Below are 20741 nucleotides of genomic sequence, written 5' to 3' on the forward strand. Positions count from 1 at the left end.
CACTGCAGCGACTCCACATGAAAACAAACTCACTTGCGCTCGCCCTGTCCGTGTGTCTGACGCTCGCGGCATGCTCGCCGAAGTCCGAGTCTCCCAAGGAGCCTGCTCAGGAAGCCGCCGCCCCCGCACAGACTGCGCAAGCACCCGCCGGCAGCTTCACCATCGGCACACTTTCCGCCGTCGCCTTGCGTGATGGCGCACTCGAGTTTCCGAACGACAACAAAATATTCGGCGTTGGCAAGACGCCCGACGACGTCGCCGCCGTGTTGACGGCCGCCGGTGTGCCCACCGACAAACTGAGCGTGTCGATTCAACCGCTGCTGGTGAAGAGCGCGGATCGCGTGTTGTTGTTCGATACCGGCGCGGGCTCCAACTTCGGTCCGGCTGGCGGTCAGCTCACGAAGTCTCTGGCGGATGCCGGTGTCGAACCCGCCGCCGTCACCGACATCTTCATCTCACATCCGCATGGCGATCACATCGGCGGTCTGTTGAACGCCGAAGGTGCACTGACCTTTGCCAACGCGACGATTCACATGGGCGCCGCCGATTGGGATTTCCTGAAAGGACTGAGCGCCGAGAAGGCCGCCGCCATCGGTGCCACCAACCATGCCGCGCTCGTCACGACGCTCACGCCGAAGATCGACGCCTTCGCGCCGGGCGCGGATCTGGTCCCGGGCGTGGTCAAAGCGGTCGATCTGCACGGTCACACGCCGGGTCACTCCGGTTATCTGATCGGCTCCGGCACCGAGACGCTGCTGTACATCGGCGACTCCCTGCACAACTACGTCATCTCGGTGCAGAAGCCGGAATGGACCGTCGCCTTCGATAACGATGCCGCCGCTGGAGAAAAGAATCGCGTCGACGTGCTCGCGAAGAGCGCCGGGAGCGGCCAGCGCATCTACGCCGTGCACTTCCCCTACCCTGGCCTGGGTAAGTTCGAACGCCGCGACGACGACTTCGTCTGGGTCGCCGAGACGCTATAACTACGATGAGATCCTGGCGGCGTGCGGCGATATCTGCACGCCGCCCTTTTGTTTCTAACGCTCAGCGAATCTTCTCATCGATCTTGCGCGCCAGCTCGGTGAGGTCGGCGCTCTCGTCGATGGAAATGTCGATGGGCGCTTCCGTTGGCTTCGGCTTGGGCTTCGCGGCCGGCAGCGGCGGTGGTGGGGCCACGGAGGCGCTCGCCTCGACCCGCGACGGCATGACCCAATCTCTTTTCTGTTCCATCCAGCGACGGTAGCGATCGAAGCTCCACATGCCATCCTCGCCGCCGGATTGAATGACCGTCGCGAGCTGGCTGAAGGCTCCGCCGCGAATGGTTCCTTTGGCGTTCGAGCTGGCCATCAACACTTCGCACAGCGGCACTCGCAGCTGATAGTCCTGCAGGTATTCCAGACGCTGACACACCACCGCGACCAGACAGTCGGCGATCTGCGCACGAATGCTGCCCTGAATTTCAGCGGCGAACGACATGCACATCCGGTTCAGTGCCTCGGCGCAGGTCGATGAATGCATGGTGGCGAGCACCAAGTGACCGGTCTCGGCCGCATTCAAGGTGAGTCTCATCGCCTCGGCCGTGCGCATCTCGCCGATGACCAGCACGTCGGGATTCTCCCGGAGCGCGTCGACGATGGCCTGCACGTCGGGATTCTCCCGGAGCGCGTCGACGATGGCCTGCTCATAACTCGGCGAATGCGTCGGCACTTCGCGCTGGCGGATGAACGAACGCTGGTTGGTGTACAGATATTCGATGGGACTTTCGATGGCGATGATGTTCTTCGCGCGCGATGCATTGACCTCTTCGATCAGTGCCGCGAGCGTCGTCGACTTGCCGCATCCGGTCGGTCCGGAAACGATCACCAGCCCGGTCTGCGCCTCAGTGAGCCTGGCCAGATCCGGATGCAGATTGCAGCCCTGCAACGTGTTCGTCGACGACGTGAGCAAGCGCACGGCCAACGCCACGCCCCGAATGGTTTGAAACAGATTCAGACGGCAGCGAGTGCCCGCAACGTTGATCGACAGATCCGCCGAGCCGCGCGCGCGAAACTGTTCCCACTGCTCGTTGTTGAGCAGTTCCCTGCTCATCTCGGCCACGCGCGCCGCCGGCAGCGCTTCACTGATCGCGGACAACTCTCCCCTGACCCGCACCACTACCGGCGTTCCCGCCTGTACGTGCACGTCGCTCGCCCCGAGCGCTCGTGCCTTCATCACCCATTCGGCGAGGATCATCTGGCGTCACTCCATCAATGCTGTTCCAGCTCGGCCAAGCCGCTGCCGCCCGGGCTGGCCGGATTGAGAAGGGCCAGGATACGCCGAACCAGCGGCTTGTAACTGGCACGACCGCCGTAGCTGTTGCCCAACAGGATCACGCCGGTTTTGCCGGTGCCGTCGAATTCATAAGAGCTCACGAAACCGTCGGGAAAGTAGCCACCGTGGCCGACCGCGACCAGTTTCGCGTCCGGATCGCGGACCACCGCGTAGCCGACGCCATCACCATATTGCAGATTCGCGTTGGTGGGCACCAGGAGCTGATACGACGCCTGCAATGCCTTGTCGCTGAGCACGCGCTCGTGCCCGCCCGACATCTGAAAGCGCATCAGCTTCGCAAGATCGCCTACGTCCGTGAACAGTCCCGCCGCGGGTTGTAACCAATCCTTTTCGGGTTTGAGCCACGGCATCTGGCCAGGCGCGTCGGGCTTCTTCAGCGAGTAGCCCAGCGCCAGTTGCAACCGCAGCTCCGGCGGACAGGTGAAATCCGAACGCCGCATGCCCAACGGTTCGAGGATCTCGGTGCGCACATACTCTGCGAACGGCCGCTTCGCCGCCCGGCTCAGCGCCAGCCCGAGGATGGAGTAACCCGCGTTCGAATAGCGACGCGCGGTACCCGGCTCAGCGACGTACTTGAACGCAGGAATGATCAGCGCGATGCCGTCCTCCCAAGTGGTCGCGGCAGCAAGCGCTGCCTCCTTCCCCGCCGGCGGTCCGCCGACTCCGCCCTGTACACCCGCCGTCATCGTAGCGAGCTGGATCAACGTGACCGGTGGCGCCCACGGATACGGGTTCTGCATCTGAAGCATTTCAGGAACGTACTTCTCCGCCGGATCGGAGAGATGCACCATGCCGCGCTCCACCAGTTGTAACAGCGCGATGCCCGTCACCATCTTGGTGGTCGAGGCGATCGGATAGATGGACTCGCGCGTCGCCGGCCGCTTCGCCGCCTCGTCGATGAAGCCGATGCCATGAGTCCACACCAGCTCGCCCTGCTCGACGATCCCGACCGACAGCCCGCCTCGCCCGTCCTTGGCCCACTCCTGCTCCAACAGCTCGCGCACTTCGTTGAAGCTGCGTGTCGAGGGCGTGGAACCGTGCGCCACGGCCAACGCAAACAATAGAATGATCGCTGCGATCCAGGCAGGTCGGCGGTGCATGGGAAAACCGAGAGCATTGGGGGGGAAGGTCGATTGTAGCGCCGTCAGGCCGTATCATTCGCGCCGTTCCTCGCGCGGAGAAGCTGAATGAAGTGTCCTGTGTGCAAAACGCCCGAGCTGCGGCCTACGATGATCGAGGATCTGTTGCCCTCGATGGGCTGCGGCAACTGCAAGGGGTCGCTGGTCTCGTTGCTCTACTACCGCCACTGGGCCGAGCATCACAAACCCTCGTCGGATGCGAACGAACCCGCAACCGTCTCGGAACTGCCCGCGGATACAACCAACGCCCTGCGCTGCCCGAAGTGCGAACGGATCATGACCAAGTATCGGCTGACCGGCACCGTCGCCAACCGCCTCGATGTATGCTCGCTCTGCGATGAAGCCTGGCTCGACGGCGGCGAGTGGCAGTTGCTCGAACAGCTGCATCTCAGCGACAAGCTGCCCGCCGTCTTCAGCGACACCTGGCAGCGGAAGATTCGCAGCGAGAACAGCGAACGCACCCGGCAGGAGATTCTGCGCCGGGACCTGGGCGCGGCGGACGCCACCAAGGTCGAAACGATTCGCGACTGGCTCAAGGACCATCCGGCCAAGAGCACCATTCTCACTTATTTATATCGCGACTGACGGGGCCGGCCCGAGCAACACCCATCGAGCTACCGATTCAGGTTGCTCGAACCGGTTCCGAGGCTGGACTTCCGTCGCGTCTCCGGCAATGCTGGCGGTCTATTCATCCGGTGCGAGGATAGCCCCATGTCCGCCGCTCCCCGACCCGTCTCATCGCAGTCCACCGAGGATTCCTCGGTGGGATTGCCCGCCTGGATCTACCGGGATCCCGACTTCTTCGAGCTGGAGAAGCGCACGATCTTTCGCACCAGTTGGCAGTTGGTCTGTCACGGCAGCGACATGCCGGACCCGGGCGACTATCACAGCTTCGACATGCTCGGTGAATCCATCGTGTCGGTTCGTGGCCGCGACGGTGAGATCCGCAGCTTCCATAACGTCTGCCGGCACCGGGCGTCGCGACTGGTCGACGGGCCGAAGGGGCACTGTGCAGGACGCATCACCTGTCCCTATCACGCCTGGACCTACTCGCTCGACGGCCGGCTGATCGGCGTCCCGCATCGGGAGACGTTTCGGGATCTGAAGCCCGAGCTGCATGGCCTGGTGCCGCTGGAACAGGAAATCTTCATGGGCTTCGTATTCGTGCGCCTGGAGTCCGGCCTGCCCAGCGTACGCGAGATGCTGGCGCCCTATGCGCATGAGCTCGCCGCGTATCGCCTCGAAGAGCTCGTACCTCAAGGACGCGTCACTCTGCGTCCGCGCACCGTGAACTGGAAAAACGTCGCCGACAACTATTCCGATGGCATGCACATCGATGTGGCGCATCCGGGGTTGTCGAGACTGTTCGGCAACAGCTATGGCATCGAAGCACAGCCCTGGGTCGATAAGATGTGGGGCGTGCTGCAAGACAAGCCGAGCAGCAACTGGTCCGAGCGGCGCTATCAGCAACTGCTGCCCGAGGTCGAGCATCTGCCGCCCGAACGCCAACGGCTATGGACTTACTTCAAGCTCTGGCCGAATGTCGCCTTCGACATCTATCCCGACCAGATCGATTTCATGCAGTTCATTCCGGTCTCACCGACCGAGACCATGATCCGCGAGATCGCCTACGTGCATCCCGACAATCGACGCGAGATGCGCGCCGCGCGCTATCTGAACTGGCGCATCAACCGGCAAGTGAACAAAGAGGATACGACCCTGATCGCGCGCGTGCAGGCCGGCATGGAGTCGAGCAGCTACACCGTCGGGCCGCTGAGCGAAGGCGAAGTGTGTCTGCGCAGCTTCACGCGTCGCATGCACGAAATGATTCCGGAGAGCCGCAGTGCCCGAAAAGTCTGATGTCCTGATCGTCGGCGGAGGTCACAACGGACTGGTCTGCGCCGCGTATCTAGCTGCAGCCGGACTGAAAGTCACGGTGCTCGAGCGTCGTCACGTAGTCGGCGGCGCGGCGGTGACCGAAGAGTTTCATCCGGGCTTCCGCAACTCCGTGGCGTCGTACACGGTGTCGCTGCTCAATCCCAAAGTCATTCGCGACCTGGCTCTGCACTCGCACGGGTTGCGCGTCGTCGAACGCGAGGTTGCCAACTTCCTGCCGACCGAAGACGGACGTTACTTGATGACGGGCGGCGAGCGCACCAAGCGCGAGGTCGCGAAGTTCTCGCAGAAGGATGCCGAGCGGCTCGACGCCTACGGCGACCGGCTCGACATCATTGCCGATCTGCTACGCGATCTGGTTCTGCAAACGCCGCCCAATGTCGTCGATGGCGGCTGGCGCGCAGCGCTGCCGCAGTTGGTGCATGCCGCCGCCCTGGGCAAACGTTTCAGCAAGCTCGACATGAACATGCGGCAGGAACTGCTCAGCCTGTTCGTCACTTCGGCCGGCGACTATCTCGACGGCTGGTTCGAAAGCGCGCCGATCAAAGCCGTGTATGGCTTCGACGGTGTCGTCGGCAACTACGCGAGCCCCTACTCGCCCGGCTCGGCGTACGTGTTGTTACATCACGTGTTCGGCGAAGTGAATGGCAAGAAAGGCGCCTGGGGTCATGCCATTGGCGGCATGGGCGCGATCACGCAGGCCATGGCGAAATCGGCGGCGAGTCGTGGCGTGGATATCCGCGTCAATGCCGGCGTGCGCGAAATCATCGTCGAACACGGCAAGGCCGTCGGCGCCGTCACCGAATCGGGAGAAACATTCCGCGCGGCCGCGGTCGTGTCGAACTTGAATCCCAAGCTGCTGTACACGAGCCTGATCGATGCAGCCGCGCTGCCGACCGAGTTCCGACGGCGCATCAGCCAATGGCGCTGCGGCTCGGGCACGTTCCGCATGAACGTCGCGCTGTCCGAACTTCCCGACTTCACGTGCCTGCCGGGCAAGGAGCGCGCGCCTCATCACACCGCGGGCATCATCATCGCGCCCACGCTCGGTTATATGGAGCGTGCCTACTTCGACGCCCGCACGCAGGGCTGGTCGAAACAACCGATCGTCGAGATCCTGATCCCCTCGACGCTGGATGACAGCCTCGCCCCCGCCGGCCAGCACGTCGCGAGCATGTTCTGCCAGCACGTCGCGCCGACCTTGCCGAACGGGGAATCGTGGGACACGCATCGGGAAAAGGTCGCGGACCTGATGATCGAGACGGTCAACGCGCATGCGCCGAACTTCAAGGCGGCCGTGCTCGGCCGGCAGATCAACAGCCCGCTCGACCTGGAACGCACGTTCGGGTTGATCGGCGGCGACATCTTCCACGGCGCCCTGAGCCTCGATCAGATGTTCTCGGCCCGGCCGATGCTCGGCCATGGCAACTATCGCGGGCCGTTGCCCGGCTTATATATGTGTGGATCGGGGACTCATCCCGGCGGCGGCGTCACGGGCGCGCCCGGACACAACGCGGCTCATGAAATCATCGGCGACTTCCGCCGCAAGGTGGTGCGGCGGGCGAGCTGATCAGACCAGCGCGTCGATCACCTTCGCGAGAGTCACGTCGCGCTCGCTCACGTCGCCGGCGTCGTGGGTCGTGAGCCAGATGTCGAGCTTGTTATAAACATTGGTCCACTCGGGATGATGGTCGGCCTTCTCCGCCTCGAGCGCCACGCGCATCATCAGCCCGATCGCCGCTGAAAAATCCTTCAGGATGATGCGCCGATAGAATGCCCGGCGATGGGCGTCATAGATCCAATGGGGTAACGCAGCCAGCGCGTCGGTGCGCTGCTCGACCGTGAGAGATGCCACCATGACGTTCTACCTGCCAGCTGACCTGGCGCGAGCATGCGCCTGCGTGCCGTGCGTGTAAACAAGGTCGCCCGGCAGAACGACATCCGTTTGCAACTCCGGCTCATTCCGCAGCCGCGCGTACAGCGGCGCGAAATCCGTCTCGACCGTCTGCCGCAACAAGTCCTCGAAGCTGTCGATCACGAAGTACGTCTGCTGATAGTCGTCGATGCGATAGTGAGTCCGCATCACGCGTTCCAGATCGAAGCCGAGGCGATTGGGCGACGGATCGTCGAGTGCAAAAATCGATTCGCCGTACGAGGAAACGATGCCCGCGCCATACAGCTTGAGCGCATCGCCCTGACGGATCAGGCCGAACTCGACGGTGTACCAATACAAGCGCGCCAGTGAATCGAGCGAGCCGAAACCATGCGCGCGCAATCCGCCCTTGCCATACGCTTGCATATAGTCGGCGAACACCGGATTGGCGAGCAACGGCACGTGACCGAACACATCGTGGAAGATGTCCGGCTCCTGCAGATAGTCGCGCTGCTCGGGGGTGCGAATGAAACGTCCGGCGACGAAGCGTCGATTGGCGAGATGCTCAAAGAACACGCTCTCCGGCACCAGCCCGGGCACGGCGACCACCTGCCAGCCGGTGGCTTTCATCAATCGTTCGGAAAGCTCGTCGAAATGCGGGATGCCGGGCCGCGTCATCCGCAGCACCTGCAAGCCCTCCATGAACTCGGGCACCACGCGCTCAGGCAGCATGCCGGCCTGCCGTTCGAACAGGTGATCCCACATGGCATGCTCCGCGGGACTGTAACGATCCCAATCCTGCGGGATCGTCCAGTCCTCAGCCGTGCCCTCGGGCCGCTGAAGTAATGCGTCTGCCATAGTGGGAGGTATTAACTCACGAGGTCAATTTGAGACCCAGGATGCCCGTCACAATGAGGGCGACACAGGTCAGGCGCGCTATTGTCATCGCCTCGCCAAACAGCACAATGCCCAGAAGTACGGTGCCGACTGCACCAATTCCGGTCCAGAGGGCATAAGCCGTCCCGACCGGCAGCGAGCGCATCGCCCAGCCCAGCAGCGAGATGCTGATCGCCATTGCCACCACCGTGCCAACGCTCGGCCACAGGCGGGAAAAGCCGTGGGTGTATTTCAGGCCGATGGCCCAGCCGATCTCGAACAGACCGGCGATCACGAGAACAACCCATGCCATGACATCCTCCGGGGTGCGCCAGCAGTGGCGCCGTTAGAGGGGTCGTCCCCGGAAGAGTCAACAGCGCGGGAGGGTCGTCCCTCCCGGCATGGCGATTAGACCCTCGCCGCTCAGCGAGTTCCAGTCATTCGCAGCAGCTCGCCGCTGCCCTGTCCGGCGCTTTCGTGCACGAGCGGCGCACGCTTCACCGAACACAGCAATTCGTAAGGACTGCGACTCGCGCCCCTGGCGACGGCCGTCACGGCAACTCGCGGCCCCCACAACTCGACCGAGCTGCCGACACCGGCATTCGGCAACTGGGTCAGATCGACAGTCAACATGTCCATCGAGACTCGACCGATCAGCGTCGTCGCCTGCCCATCGACCGCCGTCGGCGTCCCCGTCGCGGCGGTCTGCGGATAGCCATCGGCGTAACCGGCGCACACCAGTCCAACGCGGGTTCGTTGAGAAGCAACGAACGTCGCACCATAGCCCAGCGACTCGCCCGCCTCGAGCGTGCGAACATTGAACACGCGGCTTGCAAACGTCATGACCGGCCGCAGCTCGGGCACATCGACGCCATGCGTCGTCGCGCCGTACAACATCAATCCCGGCCGCGCCCAATCCCGGCGCGCCGACGGCCACGCCAGCAAGCCGGCCGAATTGCACAGGCTTCGATCGCCTCTGAGCATCGCCGTCGCAGCGTCGAACGCTTCGATCTGCTGAGCCGTCATCGGCTCGCCCGGCTCATCGGCACGCGCGAAGTGCGTCATCAACGTGATCGAGCTCACCTTGCCCGTGCTCATCAAGCGTTGATAGGCAGGCGCCGCATCGGTGCGACGAAAGCCCGCCCGGCTCATGCCCGTGTCGATCTTCAACCAGACGTTGAAGCGCGCCCCGGTCTTGCTCTCCTCGATCAGGCGGATCTGCTCCTGCTGATGCACGACCACCCAAAGATCCAGCTCATTGGCGATCTTCAGCTCGGACGCGTTGAAGCAGCCTTCCAGCACCAGGATGGGGTTGCGAACCCCGCCCTCGCGCAGCACACAGGCCTCATCGAGAAACGCGACGGCAAATCCATCCGCGACCGACGCGAGCGAATGCGCCGACGCCAGCGCGCCGTGGCCATAAGCGTTGGCCTTGAGGACCGCGAGCGCACGACCGCCGTGCACGCCGCGTGCGTGGAGATAGTTGTTTCGAAGCGCCGCTAGATCGATTCGAACGCTGGTCGGACGCGTCACGCCGTCTCCTCACCCGTGACCAGCCGCGGCCGGGGTGAGCTCACCTTCTGATAGCGCGAAACATCCAGACCATCGGTGCGAATCGCCGGCCGATAGCCGGTCACGAGGTCCGCGATGAGCTGTCCCGAGCCGCACGCCATCGTCCAGCCCAGCGTGCCGTGACCGGTGTTGATGAACAGATTGCGATATTCGCTCGCACCGACGATGGGCGTGCTGTCCGGAGTCATCGGCCGCAGGCCGGTCCAGAACTCGCCCTTCTTCAAATCGCCCGCGCCACCGTACAGATCGTTGACCACCAGCTCGAGCGTCTGACGACGCTGCGGCAACAGCTGCAGATCGAAGCCCGACAGCTCGGCCATGCCACCGACCCGAATGCGATCGTCGAAGCGAGTCACGGCGACCTTGTAGGTCTCATCGAGCACCGTCGACACCGGCGCCGAGGACTCATTCACGATGGGCAGCGTCAGCGAGTAACCCTTTACCGGATAGACCGGCAGATCGATATCGAGCGGCAACGCCAGATCGCGCGAGTAACTGCCGCACGCCAGAACATAAGCATCCGCGGTGATGCGCTCCTCGCCGAGACGCACACCCGTGATACGACCGTTGCTCGAATCGATCGCCGTCACATGCGCACCGAGACGGAACGTGACACCGAGCTTCCCGGCGGCCTCCGCCAGACGCTTGGTGAACAGATTGCAGTCGCCCGTCTCGTCATTCGGCAACCGCAAACCGCCCGTGAGTTTGCCCTTCACGTGCGCGAGCGCGGGCTCAGCGGACGCGAGCTGATGCGCTTCGAGCAGCTCATAGGGAACATTGCAACGTTCGAGCACGCGAATGTCCTGGCGCGCGGCTTCGAACTGCTTGCGGGTACGGAACAACTGCAGCGTGCCGCCGGTGCGCTGCTCATATTGAATGCCGGTTTCGGCACGCAGCGTCCGCAGGCAATCGCGGCTGTATTCGGCGAGGCGGAGCATGCGCTCCTTATTGATGTCGTAACGCTCCGGCGAGCAGTTGACCAGCATCTGCGCCATCCACTTCAGCTGATGCAGACTGCCGTCGAGGCTGATGGACAGCGGCGCGTGCTTCTGGAACATCCACTTCAGCGCCTTCAGCGGAATGCCGGGCGCCGCCCACGGGGTCGAGTAGCCGGGCGAGACCTGGCCGGCGTTCGCGAAGCTGGTCTCCGCCGACACCGCCGTCTGCCGATCGATCACCGTGACCTGGGCGCCCCGACGCGCGAGATACCACGCACTGGCCACGCCGATGACGCCACCACCCAGAACCACTACGCGCATGAACTCTCCAAGCCATCCGTCGAACGCGTCAGCAATTCTAGGGACAGCGCCGCAGTGACTTCCTTCGAAGTGCCGCGTTTGGCAGGGCTTTCCGCTGCTCCGGGGAGACATAACCAGCCAACGCCAGCGAAAAACACTGACGGTTCGCCAGTAGTGCCAGCTCATAACATAACGCGCCAGCACCAGCGAAAATCACTAGCCTCGACCGCTAATGCCAGCCCAGAACACTGGCATCGGGCAAAACCTGAACGTAATCTATGGGTCCTCTGCCCCCGTCCTCGCCCCCGACATGCAACAGTTCGACCGCATCGACCGCAAGATCCTGGACATCCTCCAGCGCGATGGACGCATCTCCATCACCGACCTCGCCCAACAAGTCGGCCTGTCGGCGACGCCGTGCGCCGACCGGGTCCGCCGGCTGGAACGCACCGGCGTGATCACCGGCTACCACGCGCGTCTGTCTCCCAAGGACGTCGGCCGGAATCTGCTGGTGTTCCTGGAGATCAAGCTGGCGGTGAAGTCGGACGAGGTGTTCGAGAAGATCAAGAACGAGCTGCACAACATTCCCGACGTCATGGAATGTCATCTGGTGTCCGGCGACTTCGACTATCTGATCAAGGCGCGCATCCCCGACATGCACAACTACCGCACCTTGCTCGGAGACATCCTGCAGCGACTGCCCTCATCCGCGCAGTCCCGCAGCTATGTGGTCATGGAGGAGATCAAGGAGACGTTCTACTTGCAGGCATGAGCGAGTTCTTGGCGATCGCGCCGTTCTTGATGATGACGACCAGGTTCTTCGCCGGGTCGTCGATCAAGTGAATGTTCTCCAGCGGATTGCCGTCCACCAGCAGCAGATCCGCGAGCGCGCCCTCTTCCACGACCCCGAGCTTGCCTGGATACGGATTGCGCTTGCCGGACATCGCCAGCAACTGTGCGTTGGTGCTGGTCGCCATGATCAGCACTTCAGCGGGCGTGTACCAACGGGTCATCACGGTCAACATCGCATTCTGTCGCTGCGTGAGCTGCGGCGAAAACAGAATGTCCGTGCCCCACGCGGTCTTGATCTTGTATTTCTTCGCAAGCGCATAGGCCCGGTCGGTGCCCTCGGCCACTTCCTTCTTCTTGGCAGCTTCCTGCGAGCCTTCCGGAAACTGACTGGGACCCTCGTTGAGAAACGGTTGCAGACTCCACCACACGGACTTCTCGGCCATCAGCTTCGCGGTCGCTTCATCGGCCAGGTGACCATGGTCGATACACTTCACACCGGCGTCGAGCGCCGTACGAATCGCGCGCGGCGTATACGCGTGAACGGCCACATACGTGCCCCAGTTTTCCGCCGCCTCGACCGCGGCTCGCAACTCGGGCAACGTGAAAGTCGACACGTCGAGCGGACTGTGCGGTGACGCCACGCCGCCGCCAGCGGTCAACTTGATCTGCGAGGCGCCCTGCATCAGCTGCTCGCGCACCCGAATCCTCACTTCATCCGGCGTGTCCGCGATGGCGCTGGCCCCAATCTGCTCCATCCGACTCGGCGGCCCGCCGATGGTGCGCGGGATTTCATACATCTGCCGGAAATCGCCGTGACCGCTCGTCACCGAGATCATCGCTCCCGATGGATAGATGCGCGGTCCGATTGCGACGCCTTCGTCGATGGCCTGCTTCAACGAGAACGCCGGCCCGCCCATGTCTCGTACCGTCGTGAAGCCTCGCAGCAACGTCGCCTTCGCCTGAGCCGCCGCGAGCAGATTCAAATAACCGACATCGCTCATCAGCCCCACCAATGGCGTGGTCGCAAGAAACATGCTGTGCCAGTGTGCATCGATGAGGCCGGGCATGAGCACGCGACCGCCGCCGTCGATGCGCGTCACGTTGCCTTCGGCTTCGACGTTCCCGATGGGCGCGCTCGAAATGCTCTTGATCACCGGCCCCACGATCAGCACGTTCGTCGGCCCCGACACTCGCGACGACTTGCCATCGAACACACGAACGTTTTCCAGCAGGAGGCTGGTGGGCGGTTCGGACGCGGCGAGGCTTGCCGATGTGAACGTCAGCAACACCAGGAGACTGCACAGGCAGTGACGGACGAGCGTCATCATGGGGCAACCTCGGTGCGTGCGAGCAATGTGGAGCGCAGCGCTTCATCGAGCACGTCGGCGACACTGCGACTTCGGAGAATCTCCGAGTGGGAAACATCGAAGCCATACACCCGGTAGGCCTGTTCCTGTGCCGTCCGCTCCAGCTGACTGGCGACGCTGGTCACCGCGTCGCCCGACAATCCGAACGACGACCAGCTCTTTCGATAGGAGAACAACAGATAGTGACGGGTCGCCGCGGGCAACTGCCGGGCGAACAACGAGCTCAGATACGGACTGCCGACGGCAATGTCGCGCCACGAATCGATCACCACGGGCGACAGGCGAACGCCGAGGCCGGCACTGGGCACCCCACCCCAGGGACTGGACATCGTGATCAGCACTGGAATGTCGACGCCCGCATGCGCGGACTGATTTAACACCACGTCGCGCGCGATCAAGCCGCCGATGCTGTGCGCGACGATGACCAGCGACTCCACGTCATAGCGGCTGTGAACTTCACCGATCGCCACGGCCAGGTCGCGACCGCTCTGACTCAAGCTCGCACCCGACGCATAGAAGAACACGCACGGTTGAAAACGACTGCGATCCAGATGCGCGATCAGGAACTTGAAGTCGAGAGGTGAACCGTTGATGCCGTGGATGAAGAGCACCGCCGTGCGCCTGGCGACCGGTGCGTCCAGGAAAAAAATGCCACCGCGCTCGGCACGCTCGAACTCGTCCGGCGACCACACGCCCTGTTTGATCGAAGCGGGCGAGAATCGAACTTCCTCCAGCCCTTTGACGTTGTCGCTGTCACGAGGCGCGAGCGAACAGCTTGCCGTGAACATCATCACCATCGCACTGATGAGCACTGCGATATAGCCACGCATGACTGCTACATCAGGGCAATCCTCCCACAGCAACCATTCGTAGCGGGGGCACAGCGCTGCGCCCGCGATGCCGATTTTTCGATGGACACGGCCACGCACGATGAACACCCTGGACATCGCGATGGCGGCCGTCTTGAGACAAGCTCACTTTCACTTCGGTGGCATCGCTCTCGCTCTCCTTGCGTTCACGGCGACCGGACACGCCGACGGCTGGCGCACCACCGGCTGGCTCTACGCACAGGGCGCCAACATGGATGGCTACACGGTGATCAACGGCAACCGCACCGACGTGAATGTGAGTGCCAGCGAATTGTTCGATCATCTCGACATGGCCGGCATGATGGCCGTGCGCAGCGAGACGGACCGCTTTGCACTCACGCTCAACGCAGTGTTCACCGGGCTCGGTGCAGACGGCGCCGCTGGCAATGGCAACTTCTACGACCTCGATGTAACTCAGGATATGGTGGAGCTCGCCTGGTCGTGGCGCCTGAACGAGCGCCACGAACTGTTCGTCGGCGGGCGCTATCAGTCGTTGTCCGTCGATCTGTCCATCAAGCGACCCGACGGCACCAGCGGCGCGACGGACCAGACCAAGAGCCTGTTCGATCCAGTGATCGGCGCGCGAGGCGCCTGGCCAATCGGTCAGGCCTGGACGCTGATCGCGCGCGCCGACATCGGCGGCTTCGGTGTCGGCTCCGATTTCACCTGGAGCACCATGGCCGTGCTCGACTGGAGTCTGTCCCGGAATTTCGGCCTGGTGTTCGGCTATCGCGCCCTGGATACCGATTACAGCCAGGGCTCGGGCGATGAGCGTTTCGAGTTCGACATGCGAGTCGCCGGTCCCCTGCTCGGCCTGCGTTACAACTTCAGCCCATGAATACACGACGCTGCGGATTCGTGATCTGGCTGCTCGCGGCCCCGCTGCTGGATGGCCCCAGCGCAACAGCCGGCGAGGATTCCGTCGCCGATCAAGTCGTCGACATGTCGACGTGGTCGCCGACTCGCATCGCCGCCTATCGCAACCATGCCATGCCGGAGCAGACACCGCTGGCGGTGCTGAAAATTCCGAGCATCGATCTGGTCGTTCCGGTGTTCGAGGGCACCAGCGAATCCATCCTCGATCATGGCGCGGGCCGCATCGAAGGCACGTCGCACTTCGGCACGCTGGGAAACACCGGCATCGCCGCGCATCGCGACGGATTCTTCCGTGCACTTCGCCACGTCAAAGTCGGCGCCGTCCTGCAAGTGGAACTGCCGCAGACCACGCTCACCTACAGAGTCGTGAGCACGCGCGTCATCGATCCTTCGCAGACGAGCGTGCTCGGCCCGGGCGATGAGCCGTCGATCACCTTGGTGACGTGCTATCCCTTTTATTTCGTCGGCTCAGCACCGCAACGATTCATCGTGCGCGCCACGCGAGTCGCGACGGATGAGGAAAGCCGGCTGGCCCGGGCACGGCGTTGACCACCATCTGCGTATGGTCTGCCCGCGGATCGGGGTTTCATATGATCGTTCCGAACAGCATGCGCGCTCGGTCCCCAACGATGCTCGATCTTCTACAGGATACTTTCACCCGCTTCTGGCACGACCTGCTCGCGCGGCCGAGCGGTCCGTTCGCGTTTCGTTTCCTGCTGCAGCCGACGATGGCGGCGATCGCGGCGATCCGCGCGGGCATCGTCGATGGGCGCACCGGTCGCTCGCCCTATTTCCTCGCACTGTGGACCGAGCCCGCCGAGCGTCGCGCGCGGCTCCATGAAGGGCTGTCGGCCACCGGCAGAATCTTTCTGCTCGGACTGGCAATGGACACCCTCTATCAGCTGGTCGAATTGAAAGCGTTTTATCCGCTCGAGGCACTGCTCGTCTCAGTGATGCTCGCCATCGTGCCGTACTTCATTATCCGTGGCCCGGCCGCGAGAGTCGCGCGCTGGTGGCAGTCCAGGCACAGAGCCGATCGCGAAGCCGCGCACCGATGAAGGCCACGACCACATTGCCCCCGCCATCGGAAGACGTTGCCGTCGAGCTGTCGTCGCGCCGGACGGGCATGTCGTTCCAGCGCACGCGCATGAGCGCGGACCGGACCTTGATGTCCATCATCCGCACCTCGCTGTCGCTGATCAGCTTCGGCTTCACCATCTTCCAGTTCTTCCAGAAGCTCGCCGACAGCAACGTCGTGAGCACCGCGCACTCGACCCGTACGTTCGGTACCACTCTGGTGTGGATCGGCATCGGCATGCTGGCGCTGGGCATCGCATTTCACGCGCAGTTCATGCTCGGCCTGCGGCACGAGCGCCGGCAGATGAAAGAGGAAGGATTGATTCACGGCGAAAGTCACTTCCCGGTGTCGCTCACGCTGCTCACGGCCATTGCGTTGCTGATCCTGGGCATCGCCGCGATCCTGAGCATGATGTTTCGCATCGGGCCTTTTAGTTGATCGAGCAGATCGAGGAGTTCCCATGGCACGTCGACCCAAGCAATCGGACAAGCCCAACATCCTGGTCATCTGGGGCGATGACATCGGCATCGCCAATCTCAGCTGTTACACGCACGGATTGATGGGCTATCAGACGCCGAACATCGATCGCATCGCCCGCGAAGGCATGATGTTCACCGACTCGTACGGCGAACAGTCGTGCACGGCGGGCCGCTCATCGTTCATCACCGGGCAAAGCGTGTACCGCACCGGGTTGTCCAAGGTCGGCATTCCCGCCTCGCCGGTCGGCATGCCCGACAGCATCGTGACCATCGCGGCGCTGCTGAAGAATCAGGGCTACGCCACCGGTCAATTCGGCAAGAACCATCTGGGCGATCTGAACCGGCATCTGCCGACCGTGCACGGCTTCGATGAATTCTTCGGCAATCTGTATCACTTGAATGCCGAGGAAGAGCCGGAGATGGCCAACTATCCCAACGCCAAGGACTTCCCCAACTTCCGCAAGCAATTCGGTCCGCGCGGCGTGATTCGATCGTTCGCCACCGACCGGGACGATGCGACCGAGGAACCTCGCTGGGGCCGCGTCGGCAAACAGAAGATCGAAGACACCGGGCCGCTGACCAGGCAGCGCATGGAGACCTGCGACGACGATTTCGTCGCCGCCGCCAGGGATTTCATCACGCGCCAGACCAAGGCGGGCACACCGTTCTTCACCTGGGTCAACACCACCCACATGCATCTGTTCACTCACACCAAGAAGGAAAGCCTGGGTCAGGCCGGCCGCTGGCAATCGCCCTATCACGACACCATGATCGATCACGACCGCCACGTCGGCCAGCTGCTCGATCTGCTGGATGAGCTCGGCATCGCCGAGAACACGTTCGTGATGTACTCCACCGACAACGGGCCGCACATGAACTCCTGGCCGGACGGCGCGATGACGCCGTTCCGCAGCGAGAAGAACACCAACTGGGAAGGCGCGTTCCGCGTGCCGCTGCTGGTGCGCTGGCCGGGCAGGATCAAGGCCGGCTCCATCTCCAATGAAATCGTCCAGCATCACGACTGGCTGCCGACGTTTCTCGCGATGGCGGGTGACGGCGACATCGTCGACAAGCTCAAGCGCGGCGGCTACCAGGCCATCGGCCGCGAATACAAGAATCACATCGACGGCATGAACCTGCTGCCCTACCTCACCGGCGAGCAGCCGAAGAGTCCGCGCAACTTCTTTTTCTATTTCAGCGACGACGGCGACGTGCTCGGTCTGCGCTACGACAATTGGAAGATCGTGTTCATGGAGCAGCGCTGTCACGGCACGTTGCAGGTGTGGGCGGAGCCGTTCACCCGGCTGCGGCTGCCAAAGTTCTTCAACCTGCGCACTGACCCGTTCGAGCGCGCGGATATCACGTCCAATACCTATTACGACTGGGTCATGCACAACGCGTACTTCGTTTACGCGGCACAGACCGCGGCCGGGATGTTTGCCGCGACCTTCAAGGACTTTCCACCGGCACAGCGGCCCGGCTCCTTCACCATCGACGAGGCATTGTCGAAGATGCATGAAGTGCCCAGCGGCGATTAGCCTGGGCCGGAGCGTGCGCACCCGTGAAGACCTGGCTGATAGAGGCAACGCACGTCGCGGTCAGCGTCATCGATGCAATCGCGGTGCTGATCGTTCTGTTCGGCACCGTGATCGCGTTCGTCTCCATGCTGCGCCTGATGAGCTTGCCGGCGCCCGGCCACGAACGCCGGCTGATCTGGATCGGCTACGCGCGCTGGCTGGTGGCCGGGCTCACCTTTCAGCTCGCGGCCGACATCATCGAATCCACCGTCGTGGAGAGCTGGGATGCGGTCGGCCGGCTGGCCGCGATCGCGGCGATCCGCACGTTCCTGAACTATTTCCTGGAACGCGACATCGCCGAAGTCCGCGAACGAGATACCGCTCGCGCCGAAGCTGCGTCGATACAACCTTGAGGTCGCCCCGTGAGCACGCCCTCTTCTCGCACATTGCTGGCGGCCGCGCCGCTGCTGGCCGCAGCCACACTGGCCTCGGCCGATCCACTGCCCTCGTGGGAGGATGGGTTCAGCAAGAAATCCATCGTCGAATTCGTCGAGCGCATCAGCCGCGAGGACAGCGCCGACTACATCGCGCCTCGGGAACGCATCGCAGTTTTCGACAACGACGGCACCCTATGGGCCGAGCAGCCAATTTATTTTCAGCTCGCATTCGCGCTCGACCGCGTGAAAATACTGGCGCCCGTGCATCCTGAGTGGCGCACCACTGCGCCATTCAAGGACGCGCTGAGCGGCAATACCCAGGCGTTGCTCGCCTCGGACCAGAAAGGCTTGCTGCAAGTCATCGCCGCCTCGCACAGCGGGATCACCACCGAGGACTTCAACACTATCGTCGGCTCGTGGCTCGCGACGGCAAAGCATCCGAGATTCGAGCGGCCCTACACCGAGCTTGCGTATCAGCCGATGCTGGAGCTGCTCGACTATCTGCGCAGCCAGAGCTTCAAGACATTCATCGTTTCCGGCGGTGGCGTGGAGTTCATGCGGGTGTTCGCCGAACAGGTGTACGGCATTCCGCCCGAACAAGTCATCGGCTCCTCCACCGCCACCAGGTTCGTCGCCGTCGGCACGAATGGCAAGCCGGCGTTGATCAAGGAGCCGCAGGTCGACTTCATCAACGACGGGCCGGGCAAGCCGTCGGGCATCAATCGGTTTCTCGGTCGTCGTCCCATCTTCGCCGTCGGCAACTCGGATGGCGATCTGCAGATGTTGCAGTGGACGGCGGGCGGCGCGGGGCCGCGCTTCGTCGCTCTGCTTCATCACACCGACACCGATCGCGAGTACGCCTACGACCGCTACTCGCAGGTCGGCAAGCTCGACAAGGCACTCGATGAAGCGGAACGGCAACACTGGCTCATCATCGACATGAAACACGACTGGCGAAGCATCTTCGGAGACTGACGCATGACCGTGGTGACTGCGTTGCGAGGCATGGTGTTCGTTCGGGGCGGCACGTTCCTGATGGGGTCGGACCGTCACTACCCCGAAGAGGCGCCCGCGCATCACGTCACCGTCGATGGCTTCTGGATCGATGTCACGCCCGTGACCAACCGGCAGTTTCGCGAGTTCGTCGACGCCACCGGCTATGTCACGCAAGCGGAGCTGCCGCCCGATCCAAAAATGTATCCCGGCGCGCTGCCTCACATGCTGAAGCCCGGCTCGCTGGTATTCACGCCGCCGAAACATCGCGTCGATCTACGCAACTGGCAAGCGTGGTGGCGATTCAAGTTCGGCGCTCACTGGCGCAGTCCATATGGACGCGCCGCGTCCAATCGTCACTTGAGCGATCATCCCGTCGTGCATGTCACTCATCAGGATGCACTCGCCTACGCACGTTGGCGCGGCAAGGAATTGCCGACCGAAGCGGAATGGGAGTTCGCCGCCCGCGGCGGACTGGCGGGTGCGGAGTTCGCGTGGGGCGACGAGTTCACGCCACGCAATCATCACCTCGCCAACACCTGGCAAGGTGAGTTTCCTTATCAGAATCTCGCCACCGACGGCTATCCACGCACCTCTCCCGTGAAGGCCTTTGCTCCCAATCCGTACGGCATCTACGACATGATAGGGAATGTATGGGAATGGACCGACGATTGGTTTGCCGCGAGCCACCCGCCCGATGCAACCAAGCCGTGCTGTATTCCGCAAAATCCTCGCGGCGGACTGGAGCGTGGCAGTTACGATCCCTGCCAGCCGCACATCATGATCCCTCGCAAAGTCCTGAAGGGCGGCTCATTCCTCTGCGCGCCGAACTATTGTCGACGCTATCGCCCGGCCGCGCGTCATGCGCAGCCCATCGACTCATCGACCTGTCACATCGGCTTCCGCTGCGTCGTCAGAAAGCTCTCGACTCACAGCGTCGCCAACGAACCGGCGGCCCGGGAGATCGCGTGATCAACGCCGGGCAGCATCGTCGCTGAACTTCATGCCCGAGGCGATGAACCACTCCCCTTTGGGATCCTTGCAGAACGGGAACGCGAACTGACTCTGCAAGCCACGCACTTGAGTCCGCAGCTGTAAACGCCGGCACTGCAGCCCTTCGGAGGAAGTCATGTCGCCCTGCGCCTGCACGCGCCCGGTGAATCCCGTCGCAGCATTCTCCCAGTCGCGCACGGCGCGCACATCGCTGCTCTTGAGCACTGCCACGACAGCGTCGTAGAGCAGCTTCTTGTCGGCGTCGTTCATATGCAGTAGCGGACTGTTGCCGAGGATATCAGTGGGTAACGCCGAGACCGCGCCAGGCAACGAAGCGGCGATGACCGTCGCAAGAAGCATGCGTGCGAGATATCTCATATCGGAGAAACTCTGTTACACGCGTGGGACTGAAGCC

23 protein-coding genes are annotated in these 20741 nt (G+C 63.0%); 13 read left to right on the forward strand and 10 right to left on the reverse strand.

Features of this window, described 5'->3' with window-relative positions:
* The first annotated feature begins 17 nt into the window (after positions 1-17).
* Entirely contained in the window at positions 18-983 is a 966-nt protein-coding gene (locus EKO19_RS18465) for an MBL fold metallo-hydrolase (protein ID WP_217705439.1), read from the forward strand.
* A 61-nt stretch (positions 984-1044) separates the two neighbouring features.
* Here EKO19_RS18465 and EKO19_RS18470 read toward each other — a convergent pair whose 3' ends face one another.
* Positions 1045-2232 (reverse strand): type IV pilus twitching motility protein PilT, encoded by a 1188-nt coding sequence (locus EKO19_RS18470; RefSeq protein WP_129777927.1) that lies wholly within the window; start codon positions 2230-2232, stop codon positions 1045-1047.
* Positions 2233-2246: 14 nt separating this feature from the next.
* Entirely contained in the window at positions 2247-3431 is a 1185-nt protein-coding gene (locus EKO19_RS18475) for a serine hydrolase domain-containing protein (protein ID WP_129777928.1), read from the reverse strand.
* Positions 3432-3518: 87 nt separating this feature from the next.
* Between EKO19_RS18475 and EKO19_RS18480 the strand changes: the two genes are divergently transcribed.
* The 3 genes from EKO19_RS18480 (at position 3519) to EKO19_RS18490 (ending at position 6936) form a co-directional block, all read left to right on the forward strand.
* On the forward strand, positions 3519-4055 hold the full coding sequence (locus EKO19_RS18480; protein WP_129777929.1) for a TFIIB-type zinc ribbon-containing protein: 537 nt from the start codon (positions 3519-3521) through the stop codon (positions 4053-4055).
* A 126-nt stretch (positions 4056-4181) separates the two neighbouring features.
* On the forward strand, positions 4182-5330 hold the full coding sequence (locus EKO19_RS18485; protein ID WP_129777930.1) for an aromatic ring-hydroxylating oxygenase subunit alpha: 1149 nt from the start codon (positions 4182-4184) through the stop codon (positions 5328-5330).
* Positions 5314-6936, forward strand: coding sequence for a phytoene desaturase family protein (locus EKO19_RS18490; RefSeq protein WP_129777931.1), 1623 nt, complete (start codon positions 5314-5316; stop codon positions 6934-6936). The genes EKO19_RS18485 and EKO19_RS18490 overlap by 17 nt, the downstream gene beginning before the upstream one ends.
* On the opposite strand, the gene EKO19_RS18495 is transcribed toward EKO19_RS18490, so the two are convergent.
* From EKO19_RS18495 to EKO19_RS18515, 5 genes are all read right to left on the reverse strand, one after another.
* On the reverse strand, positions 6937-7224 hold the full coding sequence (locus tag EKO19_RS18495; RefSeq protein ID WP_129777932.1) for a 4a-hydroxytetrahydrobiopterin dehydratase: 288 nt from the start codon (positions 7222-7224) through the stop codon (positions 6937-6939).
* A gap of 6 nt (positions 7225-7230) precedes the next feature.
* Positions 7231-8097, reverse strand: coding sequence for a phenylalanine 4-monooxygenase (gene phhA / locus EKO19_RS18500; protein WP_129777933.1), 867 nt, complete (start codon positions 8095-8097; stop codon positions 7231-7233).
* Between the two features lie 16 nt (positions 8098-8113).
* Positions 8114-8428 (reverse strand): quaternary ammonium compound efflux SMR transporter SugE, encoded by a 315-nt coding sequence (sugE, locus tag EKO19_RS18505; RefSeq protein ID WP_129777934.1) that lies wholly within the window; start codon positions 8426-8428, stop codon positions 8114-8116.
* A 110-nt stretch (positions 8429-8538) separates the two neighbouring features.
* Positions 8539-9648: an alanine racemase gene (gene alr, locus EKO19_RS18510; RefSeq protein ID WP_129777935.1), complete on the reverse strand. Its 1110-nt coding sequence runs from the start codon at positions 9646-9648 to the stop codon at positions 8539-8541.
* Positions 9645-11111: a D-amino acid dehydrogenase gene (locus tag EKO19_RS18515; RefSeq protein ID WP_407676653.1), complete on the reverse strand. Its 1467-nt coding sequence runs from the start codon at positions 11109-11111 to the stop codon at positions 9645-9647. Before EKO19_RS18515 ends, alr begins: the two co-directional genes overlap by 4 nt.
* 124 nt (positions 11112-11235) lie before the next feature.
* On the opposite strand from EKO19_RS18515, the gene EKO19_RS18520 reads away from it, so the two are divergent.
* Entirely contained in the window at positions 11236-11697 is a 462-nt protein-coding gene (locus EKO19_RS18520; RefSeq protein ID WP_129777937.1) for a winged helix-turn-helix transcriptional regulator, read from the forward strand.
* On the opposite strand, the gene EKO19_RS18525 is transcribed toward EKO19_RS18520, so the two are convergent.
* Complete coding sequence (locus tag EKO19_RS18525) at positions 11669-13042, reverse strand: metal-dependent hydrolase family protein (protein ID WP_129778519.1); 1374 nt, start codon at positions 13040-13042, stop codon at positions 11669-11671. The genes EKO19_RS18520 and EKO19_RS18525 overlap by 29 nt on opposite strands.
* The gene (locus EKO19_RS18530; protein WP_157995324.1) at positions 13042-14013 is read right to left on the reverse strand and encodes an esterase/lipase family protein; all 972 of its coding nucleotides are present in this window, start codon (positions 14011-14013) and stop codon (positions 13042-13044) included. The genes EKO19_RS18525 and EKO19_RS18530 overlap by 1 nt, the downstream gene beginning before the upstream one ends.
* Position 14014: 1 nt before the next feature.
* Here EKO19_RS18530 and EKO19_RS18535 point away from each other — a divergent pair, with 1 nt between their 5' ends.
* The 8 genes from EKO19_RS18535 (at position 14015) to EKO19_RS18570 (ending at position 20305) form a co-directional block, all read left to right on the forward strand.
* Positions 14015-14791 carry a TonB-dependent receptor gene (locus EKO19_RS18535; RefSeq protein WP_129777939.1) on the forward strand — a complete coding sequence of 259 codons (777 nt, stop codon included), beginning with the start codon at positions 14015-14017 and terminating at the stop codon, positions 14789-14791.
* Positions 14788-15378, forward strand: a complete 591-nt coding sequence (locus EKO19_RS18540; RefSeq protein WP_129777940.1) for a class D sortase — start codon at positions 14788-14790, stop codon at positions 15376-15378. Before EKO19_RS18535 ends, EKO19_RS18540 begins: the two co-directional genes overlap by 4 nt.
* Positions 15379-15458: 80 nt before the next feature.
* Positions 15459-15887, forward strand: a complete 429-nt coding sequence (locus EKO19_RS18545; protein ID WP_129777941.1) for a hypothetical protein — start codon at positions 15459-15461, stop codon at positions 15885-15887.
* Positions 15884-16345: a YidH family protein gene (locus tag EKO19_RS18550; protein ID WP_217705441.1), complete on the forward strand. Its 462-nt coding sequence runs from the start codon at positions 15884-15886 to the stop codon at positions 16343-16345. Before EKO19_RS18545 ends, EKO19_RS18550 begins: the two co-directional genes overlap by 4 nt.
* 22 nt (positions 16346-16367) lie before the next feature.
* Complete coding sequence (locus tag EKO19_RS18555; protein ID WP_129777942.1) at positions 16368-17924, forward strand: arylsulfatase; 1557 nt, start codon at positions 16368-16370, stop codon at positions 17922-17924.
* Between the two features lie 23 nt (positions 17925-17947).
* Entirely contained in the window at positions 17948-18316 is a 369-nt protein-coding gene (locus EKO19_RS18560) for a DUF1622 domain-containing protein (RefSeq protein ID WP_129777943.1), read from the forward strand.
* A gap of 9 nt (positions 18317-18325) precedes the next feature.
* Positions 18326-19315: an HAD family hydrolase gene (locus EKO19_RS18565; protein WP_129777944.1), complete on the forward strand. Its 990-nt coding sequence runs from the start codon at positions 18326-18328 to the stop codon at positions 19313-19315.
* Between the two features lie 3 nt (positions 19316-19318).
* Entirely contained in the window at positions 19319-20305 is a 987-nt protein-coding gene (locus EKO19_RS18570; protein WP_217705442.1) for a formylglycine-generating enzyme family protein, read from the forward strand.
* Here the strand turns inward: EKO19_RS18570 and EKO19_RS18575 are convergent, their stop codons facing one another.
* Positions 20306-20704, reverse strand: a complete 399-nt coding sequence (locus tag EKO19_RS18575; protein ID WP_129777945.1) for an RT0821/Lpp0805 family surface protein — start codon at positions 20702-20704, stop codon at positions 20306-20308.
* Between the last annotated feature and the right edge of the window lie 37 nt (positions 20705-20741).

It is taken from the genome of Peristeroidobacter soli (genome assembly GCF_004138485.1).
GTDB classification, from domain to species: Bacteria; Pseudomonadota; Gammaproteobacteria; order Steroidobacterales; family Steroidobacteraceae; genus Steroidobacter; species Steroidobacter soli.